8 protein-coding genes and 1 pseudogene are annotated in these 9,365 nt (G+C 70.1%); 5 read left to right on the plus strand and 4 right to left on the minus strand.

What is annotated here, in order from left to right; translation table 11 throughout:
* Positions 1 to 9: 9 nt before the first annotated feature.
* Together KIH27_RS12115 and lspA are read right to left on the minus strand one after the other, a co-directional pair.
* Positions 10 to 939 (minus strand): RluA family pseudouridine synthase, encoded by a 930-nt coding sequence (locus KIH27_RS12115; protein ID WP_214093193.1) that lies wholly within the window; start codon positions 937 to 939, stop codon positions 10 to 12.
* On the minus strand, positions 939 to 1,517 hold the full coding sequence (gene lspA / locus KIH27_RS12120; protein WP_214093194.1) for a signal peptidase II: 579 nt from the start codon (positions 1,515 to 1,517) through the stop codon (positions 939 to 941). Before lspA ends, KIH27_RS12115 begins: the two co-directional genes overlap by 1 nt.
* Before the next feature lie 41 nt (positions 1,518 to 1,558).
* On the opposite strand from lspA, the gene KIH27_RS12125 reads away from it, so the two are divergent.
* Entirely contained in the window at positions 1,559 to 2,506 is a 948-nt protein-coding gene (locus tag KIH27_RS12125; protein ID WP_214093195.1) for an asparaginase, read from the plus strand.
* Between the two features lie 7 nt (positions 2,507 to 2,513).
* On the opposite strand, the gene KIH27_RS12130 is transcribed toward KIH27_RS12125, so the two are convergent.
* Complete coding sequence (locus tag KIH27_RS12130; protein WP_214093196.1) at positions 2,514 to 3,917, minus strand: DNA polymerase IV; 1,404 nt, start codon at positions 3,915 to 3,917, stop codon at positions 2,514 to 2,516.
* Positions 3,918 to 3,948: 31 nt separating this feature from the next.
* Here KIH27_RS12130 and KIH27_RS12135 point away from each other — a divergent pair, with 31 nt between their 5' ends.
* Positions 3,949 to 4,518 carry a class I SAM-dependent methyltransferase gene (locus tag KIH27_RS12135; protein WP_214093197.1) on the plus strand — a complete coding sequence of 190 codons (570 nt, stop codon included), beginning with the start codon at positions 3,949 to 3,951 and terminating at the stop codon, positions 4,516 to 4,518.
* 71 nt (positions 4,519 to 4,589) lie between these two features.
* Positions 4,590 to 5,345, plus strand: coding sequence for a thioesterase II family protein (locus KIH27_RS12140; protein WP_214093198.1), 756 nt, complete (start codon positions 4,590 to 4,592; stop codon positions 5,343 to 5,345).
* Between the two features lie 8 nt (positions 5,346 to 5,353).
* On the opposite strand, the gene ileS is transcribed toward KIH27_RS12140, so the two are convergent.
* Complete coding sequence (gene ileS, locus KIH27_RS12145; RefSeq protein ID WP_214093199.1) at positions 5,354 to 8,473, minus strand: isoleucine--tRNA ligase; 3,120 nt, start codon at positions 8,471 to 8,473, stop codon at positions 5,354 to 5,356.
* Between the two features lie 400 nt (positions 8,474 to 8,873).
* On the opposite strand from ileS, the gene KIH27_RS12150 reads away from it, so the two are divergent.
* On the plus strand, positions 8,874 to 9,230 hold the full coding sequence (locus KIH27_RS12150; RefSeq protein ID WP_372451359.1) for a YlcI/YnfO family protein: 357 nt from the start codon (positions 8,874 to 8,876) through the stop codon (positions 9,228 to 9,230).
* Positions 9,230 to 9,328 (plus strand): annotated as a pseudogene (gene mazF3, locus KIH27_RS12155) (type II toxin-antitoxin system toxin endoribonuclease MazF3); the annotation flags it as partial. The gene KIH27_RS12150 and the pseudogene mazF3, both read left to right, overlap by 1 nt.
* Positions 9,329 to 9,365: the final 37 nt, after the last annotated feature.

Consider the following 9,365-nt stretch of genomic DNA (forward strand, 5'->3'; position numbering starts at 1 on the left):
GCCGCAGAGTCAACGCGAAACGTCGCGCAGCACGTCCAGCGCGTGCTGCAGGTCCGCCGGGTATTCGCTGGTGATCTCGATCCACCGCCCGTCGTCGGGGTGGGCGAACGCCAGTGAGCGGGCGTGCAGCCACTGCCGCTCCAACCCCAGCTTCTTGGCCAGCGTCGGGTCGGCGCCGTAGGTCGCATCACCGCAGCAGGGGTGGCGCAGCGCGGCGAAGTGCACCCGGATCTGGTGGGTGCGGCCGGTTTCCAGGTGCACGTCGAGCAGGCTGGCGGCGGTGAACGCCTCCACCGTGTCGTAGTGGGTGATCGAGTGTCGGCCGTCGGCGGTGACGGTGAACTTCCACTCCGGCCCGTGGTGACGGCCGATCGGCGCGTCGATGGTGCCGCTGGACGGATCCGGGTGGCCCTGCACCAGCGCGTGGTAGCGCTTGTCGACGGTGCGTGCCTTGAACGCGCGCTTGAGCACGGTGTAGGCGCGTTCCGAGATCGCCACCACCATCACCCCGGACGTGCCGACGTCCAGCCGGTGCACGATGCCCTGCCGCTCCGGCACCCCGGAGGTGGTGATCCGGTAGCCGGCGGCGGCCAGCCCACCCAGCACCGTCGGCCCAGTCCAGCCCACCGAGGCGTGCGCGGCGACCCCCGGCGGCTTGTCGACGGCCACGATGTCGGCGTCGGAGTACAGGATCTCCATGCCCTCGATCTCGACCGGGGTGTTCTCGATCGGCGCCGGCGCCTCCGGCAACCGGACCTGCAGCCAGGCGCCGGCGGCCAGTCGGTCGGATTTGCCGGCGGGCGCCCCGTCGAGTTCGACGTCACCGTTCTCGGCGAGCGTCGCCACCACGGTCCGCGACAGGCCCAGCAGTCGGGACAGCCCGGCGTCCACCCGCATCCCGGCCAGCCCCTCCGGCACCGGCATCGACCGCGAACTCATCAGGGCTGGTCGGCCTTCTGCCGGCCGACGCTGTCGAAGTCGAAACCGAACACCGAGAGCCCGACCAGCAGCATCGCGCCGCCCACCACGGCCGGGTCGGCGACGTTGAACACCGGCCACCAGCCGATCGACAGGAAGTCCACCACGTGGCCCTGCAGGTGGCCGGGGGCCCGGAAGAACCGATCCACCAGGTTGCCCAGCGCCCCGCCGAGGATCATGCCCAGGCCGACCGCCCACCACGGCGACACCAGCCGCCGCGACATCCAGATGATGCCCAGCACCACCGAACTCGCGATCAGCGTCAGCACCCAGGTGTAGCCGGTGGCCATCGAGAAGGCGGCGCCGGAGTTGCGCACCAGCGTCCAGGTCACGGTGTTGCCGATGATCGGCACCGGCTGACCGGGGGTGAGCATCCGCACCGCGAGCACCTTGGTGATGACGTCGGCGACCAGCACGACCGCGGCCACCGACACCAGCAGCGCCAACCGGCGGCGCGGCTTGGCGGGTGGTTCGGCGGCTTCGGCCGCGTCATCCACCACCACGGCCGGCTCGCTGGAGTCGGTTGTTTCCTCGGTCACGCCACCATCATCCATGAGTCCGGGTGCGGCATGATCACGGCATGGCGCCGCCGTCCCCATATCTGACAGTCATCACCACCGGCGGAACCATCGCCACCAGCACCGATGCGGCCGGTGTGCGCCGGCCCACCCGACACGGCGCGGACCTGATCGCGGGCCTCGGGGCGGGGCTCGAGGTGCGCGTGCTGGACCTGATGGGCAAGGACAGCTCCGAGCTGACCCCGGCCGACTGGAACCGGATCGCCGCGGCGGTGCGCGACGCAGTGGAAGGCGGCGCCGACGGGGTGGTGGTCACGCACGGCACCGACACCTGCGAGGAGACCGCGCTGTGGCTGGAACTCGGCTACGCCGGGGACGCGCCGGTGGTGATCACCGGGGCACAGCGCAGCGCCGACGCCCCCGACGCAGACGGCCCGGGGAACCTGCGCGACGCGATCATGGTGGCGGCGAACCCGGCGGCCCGCGGACTGGGGGTGCTGGTCTGCTTCGCCGGGCGCCTGCTGGCGCCGCTGGGCCTGTACAAGGCGAGCACTCGGGATCTGACCGGATTCAGCGGTGACCTGATCGGTACCGTCGCCGACGGCCGGGTGGAGTTGACGGCCGGCAAGACCCGGCCTCAGCTGGGTGCGGTGGCCCCGGACCCGCGGGTGGACGTCGTCGCGCTGTACGCCGGCGCCGATGCCGTCGCCCTGGATGCGTGCGCGGCCGCCGGGGCGCGCGCGGTGGTGCTGGAGGCGCTCGGCTCCGGCAACGCCCCGGCCGCGGTGATCGACGGCGTGCGGCGGCACTGCGCCGACGGACTGGTGGTCGCGGTGTCCAGCCGGGTACCGGGCGGGCGGATCGGACCGGATTACGGGCCGGGCCGGGCGCTGGTGGACGCCGGCGCGATGGTGGTTCCCCGGCTGCGGCCGGCGCAGGCGCGGGTGCTGCTGATCGCGGCGGTGGCCGCCGATGCGCCGGTGGGCGACGTCGTCGACCGGTGGGGCTGAGCCCGCCTCAGTCGTCGTGGTCGGCCAGCGCGGCGAGGTAGTCCGGCCAGGCCAGGCTGTCCCGCGGATCCGCGTCGGCGAGGTCGGGGGTGTCGGCGGGGAACGTTCGGGCGCGGCCCGGTCCGGTTGCCCGGGTCTCGAACCGCACGGTCACCACCCCGTGGCCGGCGCCCTGCACCCAGCCGTGCCCGAACTCGGGGTGTGCGACGTCGTCGCCGATCTGCCAGCCGCCGTCGTCCCCACCGACCTCAACAACCGCATCGGGGGCCGGCCCGGTGTCCGGCGGCGGCACCTGGTCCGGTTCGGTCGGATCCCCGGCCGCGTCATCGGAGGCCTCGGGGGCCTCGAACAGCGGTTCCTGACGGACCTCGTCGAGCCGCGTCAGCCCGGAGAACCCCACCCCGAGCAGCCGGATCGGGCCGACCTCCCGCGGGTCGAGCAGCAGGCGGCGGGCCGCGGCGATCAAGGTGGCCGCATCGGTGGTCGGCAGGCCCAGGGTCACCGACCGGGTCAGCACCGACATGTCGGATTTGCGGAGTTTGACGGTGACGGTGCGCGCCCCGCGGCCGTCGGCCAGCAGCCGCCGGTGGGTGTGCTCGCCGATCGGCCCGACCGCGGCGTGCAACTGATCGAGCGTGGTCAGATCGGCCGGAAAGGTGGACTCGGCGCTGATCTGTTTGGCCTCCGCACGTTCGGCGACCGGTCGGTCGTCGACACCGTGCGCCAGCCGGTGCAGGGCGACGCCGGTGGTGGCGCCCAGGATGCTGCCGACCTCGGCCTCGGTCAGCGCGGCGAACTGGCCGATGGTGTCGATGCCCAGCCGGTGCAACCGCTCCTCGGCGACCGGGCCGATCCCCCACAGTCGGCGCACCGGCAACCCGTGCAGCAGCGTGCGTTCCTCGGCGGGGTCCACCACCGTGATGCCGTCCGGCTTGGCCAGGTCGGAGGCGATCTTGGCGATCTGCTTGCCCGAACCGGCGCCGACCGAGGCCACCAGCCCGGTCTGCGCGCGGACCCGTCGGCGCAGGTCCTCGCAGAACGCTGCGACGTCGTCTTTCGCAGTCCCGGCCAGCTCGGCAGGCTCACCGAACGCCTCATCGAACGAGAGTTGCTCGACGATGGGGATCACCGCCCGCACCGTCTCGAAGACCCGCCGGCTGGCGACCCGGTACACCCCGCCACGCGGCGGCAGCACCACTGCCGGCGACCCCACCAGCCGGCGCGCCTGATGCATCGGCATCGCCGACCGGGCGCCGAACACCCGCGCCTCGTAGCTGGCCCCGGCCACCACGCCGCGCCCCCCGAGTCCCCCGACCAGTACCGGGCGGCCGGCCAGCGTCGGACGGGTCAGCTGCTCGACGGACGCGAAGAACGCGTCCATGTCCAGGTGCAGGACCCAGCGATCAGCCACCGTTCAATGCTATTGGGCTAGCGTGGAAATCATGGCGATGAACCTCCTGCACCGGAAATGCTGTAGTTCCCAGCGGTGGGCCAAGCAGGTCGAAGACCAGATGATCCCGTGGGCACTGCACGGGGTGGACCTCGGCGACGACGTCCTGGAGATCGGGCCGGGCTACGGGGCCAACATCCGGGTGCTGATCGAACGGGCGCAGCGTTACACCGCCGTCGAGATCGACCCGGTGATGGCGCAGCGGCTGGACGCCGAGTTCGGGTCCCGCGCGACGATCATCAACGGCGATGGCACCGACACCGGGCTGCCGGCCGGACAGTTCAGCTCGGTGGTGTGTTTCACGATGCTGCACCACGTTCCGACCGTCGAGTTGCAGGATCGGCTGTTCGCCGAGGCGTTCCGGGTGCTGGCCCCCGGCGGGGTGTTCGCCGGCAGCGACGGAGTGCCGTCCTGGCATTTCCGGCTGATCCACTTCCGCGACACCTACAACCCGATCCCACCGTCGACGCTGGCGGATCGGTTGCGGGCAGCCGGCTTCGCCGAGGTGCGGACCGATGTCGGCGCCGGCCGGCAACGCTGGCGGGCGGTCAAGCCCGGGTGACCCATGCACGCACGGGTGCCGTAGCTTTGCTGCGGCGTCAAGACAGGCACTACCAGCGAACAGGAGATGGAATGACCGGTCCCTCAGCGGCAGCCGACGGATTCCCTTCGTGGATCGGCCGGTTCGCCGACACCTCGCCCACCGCCGTACCGACCCTGGTGTTCCCCCACGCGGGCGGTGCCGCGGTCAACTATCGCCCGTTCGCGCTGGCGTTGACGGCCGCCGGCGCCAACGCCTACGTCATGCAGTACCCGCACCGGGCGGACCGGTACCGGGAACCGGCCGCCGAGACGCTCCCCGACCTGGCGGCCAGCCTGTTCGACGCCGCGCCGTGGCACACCCTGGGCCCGCTGCGTCTGTTCGGCCACAGCATGGGATCGGTGGTGGCGTTCGAGTTCGCGCGACTCGCCGAAGCACGCGGCGTCGAGATTCAGCGGCTGTGGGCATCCGCCGGTCCAGCCCCCGCAACGGTCGCGGGCCTGCGCAAGCCGTCGACCACGGATGCGGCACTGCGCGCCGAACTCACCGAACTCGGCGGCACCGACCCGCGCATCCTGGCCGACGAGGAATTCCTCGCCATGCTGCTGCAACCGGTGCGCGCCGACTACCTGGCGTTCAACCGCTACCAGTGCGCCCCCGGTGTGACGATCGGCGCCCCGATCAGTGTGCTCGGTGGCCGCACCGATGACCGGATCCGTCCGGATCTGTTGCAGGGCTGGACTGATCACACCACCGGCGACTGCACCGTGACGATGTACGACGGCGGGCACTTCTACCACTACGAGCACATCGAGACGCTGGCCGGGCGGGTCGTCGCCGACTCCTGACCCGGGGCTCACGCCTTCGCGATCGACACCCGCACCCCGTCGCCGATCTCGGCGGCGCCCTCACCGGGTTCACCGAACTCGAAGCCGGTGGCGAGGATCTCCCCCGCCATCAGTTCGCGATGCGTGCGCGCGCACTCAGCCCGCGCAGGCGGCACCGCCATCACCACGGTGATCCGGTCGGAGACGTCCAGGCCGGAGGACTTGCGCAGTTCCTGCAGTTCCCGAATGCGGTCCTTGGCCCAGCCCTCAGCTTCCAACTCCGGGGTGACGGTGCCGTCGAGCACCACCAGGCCCGCGCCGGCGGGCAGTGCGGTGGTGAACTCCGGGTCGGCGGCAACCAGTTTCGAGGTGAACTCACCGGGTTGCAGGGTGACCGGCCCGGCGGCCAGGGTGCCGTCGGCGTTGACGACGCCCTCGCCGGCCTTCACCGCCTTGATCGCGGCCTGCACGTCCTTACCGATCCGGGGCCCGGCGACCTTCGCGTTCACCGCCAGTTCGAACCTGGCGTAGCCGGCGACGTCGTCGGTGAGCTCAACGCCCTTGACGTTCAACTCGTCGGCGATCAGCTCGGCGAACGGTGCCAGTCGCTGCGAATCCTCCACGGCCACCGTGATTTTCGGCAGCGGCAGCCGGACCCGCAGCTTGTGCGCCTTACGCAGCGACGACGCCGCCGAGCACACCTCGCGCACCTGGTCCATCGTGGCGGCCAGGTCCGGGTCGGCCGGGATGATGCCGGGCTCCGGCCAGTCCGTCAGGTGCACCGACCGCTGCCCGGTCAGCGAGCGCCAGATCTTCTCGACGGTCAGCGGCAGCAGCGGGGCCGCCAGCCGGCAGATCACCTCCAGCACAGTGTGCAGGGTGTCGACGGCGTCGGCGTCCTCGTCCCAGAACCGTTGCCGTGAGCGCCGCACGTACCAGTTCGTCAGCGCCTCGGTGAACAGCCGCAGGTCCTCACACGCCCCGGAGATGTCGCAGACGTCGAGCCTGGCGGTCAGGTCGTCGCGCAGCACTGCCAGCTTCGCGAGGATGTAGCGGTCCAGGACATGCTGCGAATCGGTGCGCCACACACCGACTTTCGGGGCGTAGAGCGCCAGGAAGCTGTAGGCGTTCCACAGCGGCAGCATCACCTGCCGCACGCCCTCGCGGATACCGGGTTCGGTGACGATCAGGTTGCCGCCGCGCAGGATCGGCGAGGCCATCAGGAACCAGCGCATGGCGTCGGAGCCGTCGCGGTCGAAGACCTCGCTCACGTCCGGGTAGTTGCGCAGCGACTTGCTCATCTTCTGACCGTCGCTGCCGAGCACGATCCCGTGCGACACACAGGTTTTGAACGCCGGCCGATCGAACAGCGCGGTCGCCAGCACGTGCAGCGTGTAGAACCAGCCGCGGGTCTGCCCGATGTACTCCACGATGAAGTCGCCCGGATAATGCGAATCGAACCAATCGGTGTTCTCGAACGGGTAGTGCACCTGGGCGTAGGGCATCGAACCGGAGTCGAACCACACGTCGAGCACGTCCGGGATCCGGCGCATCGTCGACTTCCCGGTCGGGTCATCGGGATTGGGCCGGGTCAGCTCGTCGATGTAGGGCCGGTGCAGGTTGTCCGGGCGCACCCCGAAGTCGCGCTCCAACTCGTCGAGGCTGCCGTAGACGTCGATGCGCGGATAGGCCGGGTCGTCGGAGCGCCACACCGGAATCGGAGTGCCCCAGTAGCGGTTCCGCGAGATCGACCAGTCCCGCGCCCCGGCCAGCCACTTGCCGAACTGACCGTCCTTGACGTGTTCGGGATACCAGGTGATCTGCTGGTTGAGCTCGACCATCCGGTCGCGGAACTGCGTGACCTTGATGAACCACGACGACACCGCCTTGTAGATCAGCGGATTCCGGCACCGCCAGCAGTGCGGGTAGGGGTGCTCGTAGGTCTCGTGACGCACCAGCACCGCGCCGCCCGCCGCGGCAGGACCGGCCGAGTTCTTCAGGTCGGCGATGATCGCCTTGTTGGCGTCGAAGACCTGCTGGCCGGCGTAGTCGGGAACGGTCGCGTCGAAACGCCCCTTGGCGTCCACCGGGGTGACCGGGGTGATCCCGACCGGGTCGGTCGTGGCCTTGTCGTCCTCACCGTAGGCCGGGGCCAGGTGCACGATCCCGGTGCCGTCCTCGGTGGAGACGAAATCGGCGGCGAGCACCTGAAAACTGTTGGCGGCGTCGGCGAAGAACGGAAACGGCGGTGTGTAGCGCCGGCCCACCAGGTCGGCGCCGAGGTAGCTGCGAAGCACCTCGGGCTCCTCACCGAGTTCGCGGGCGTAGTGGCCCAGGCGGGCCTCCGCCAGCAGGTAGCGGTGCTCCCCCGCCGCGACCAGCACGTAGGTCACCTCCGGGTTGACCGCGACCGCCTGGTTGGACGGCAGCGTCCACGGGGTGGTCGTCCAGACCAGCAGGTGCGCCCCGGAAAGGTCCGGATCATCGGCGGCGAACGCGAACCCGACGGTCAGTGCCGGGTCCTGCCGGCTCTGGTAGACGTCGTCGTCCATCCGCAGTTCGTGGTTGGACAGCGGGGTCTCGTCGCGCCAGCAGTACGGCAGCACCCGGTAGCCCTCATAGGCCAGGTCCTTGTCCCATAGCTGCTTGAACGCCCACAGCACCGATTCCATGAACGGCAGATCCAGTGTCTTGTAGTCGTTGTCGAAGTCGACCCAGCGGGCTTGGCGGGTGACGTAGGCCTGCCATTCGTCGGTGTAGCGCAGCACCGAGTCGCGGCACGCCTGATTGAACGCGGCGATGCCCATCGCGTCGATCTGCGACTTGTCGGTGATGCCCAGCTGACGCTCCACCTCGAGCTCGGCGGGCAGGCCGTGGGTGTCCCAGCCGAACCGGCGCTCCACCTTGTATCCGCGCATGGTCCGGTACCGCGGCACGATGTCTTTGACGTAGCCGGTGAGCAGATGTCCGTAGTGCGGCAGCCCGTTGGCGAACGGCGGGCCGTCGTAGAACACGTACTCCTCGGCGCCGTCGCGGCCGGCGATGCTGGCCCGGAACGTGTCGTCGGCGGCCCAGTAGGCCAGCACCTCGGTCTCCAGCGCCGGGAAGTCCGGCGAGCCCGAGTGTTTGGGGTATGCGTCGTGGGTCACGGTGTCGTCTCCGGTCTGCGACTGCCTGCAGCGGGGACGACGACGCGCGGGCTGCGCGAGCGCCGCGGTACCACCCCGCTTGCCGCACGCACCGTACGACCGCTCGAAATCGGCTGTGACGGGCCGCCCCGTTCGGTTCTACTGGGCTCGGCGGTAAGACGCTGAGCTGTTCTTCCGAAGGCTCCCCGGTGATGGCCGGATCAACGCCGCTGGCAGTGATCTTAGGGCCTGGATGCCGGCCTTGCGCAGCCCGCCCGGCTCCTGCGACGCTCGTGGGTGTGATCGGGCTCCGATAAGTTCGCTGCGCCCCGTCGGCTGAGTTCGCCGATTCGCGTTCCTCGGTAACAGCCAACACGAGAACCACATCATCGCTGGCGCTCGTCAGGCCGCGGACACGAACGTGAACGACGTCGTGGCCTGCTTCGGTGAGGAAATCGGCCGCCTCGGCCGTGTATCGCTGCGAGTCGCTCGTCGCTGCGCCCGACCCGAAGTGCATACCAAACCGGTACCGTTCCGTGAAGTGAGTACACAAATCGCTGTCCGTCTACCCGACGACATCGTCGGCTTCATCGATAAGGAAGTGCGGGGGCAGAATGCTCGCAACCGCGCCGCTGTCGTGGTGCGGGCGCTGGAACGGGAACGCCGCCGGCGGCTCGCCGAACGCGACGCGGAAATCCTCGCTGCCGACACAGCAGTACCGAGCGATCTAGATCCGTTAGCCGCTCACTCCGCTCGCACAGTCCTCGATATCGACTGATGAGACCTATCCACATCGCTCAGCTCGACAAGGCTCGGCCCGTTCTGATTCTCACCCGCGAGGTCGTGCGCCCGCATCTCACCAACGTCACCGTCGCCCTGAGGTGAGCCCCTCGTAGTGGTCCAGTTGTTGTGC

Origin of the sequence: Mycolicibacter acidiphilus, assembly GCF_018455725.1 — a bacterium.
GTDB lineage: Bacteria > Actinomycetota > Actinomycetes > Mycobacteriales > Mycobacteriaceae > Mycobacterium > Mycobacterium acidiphilum.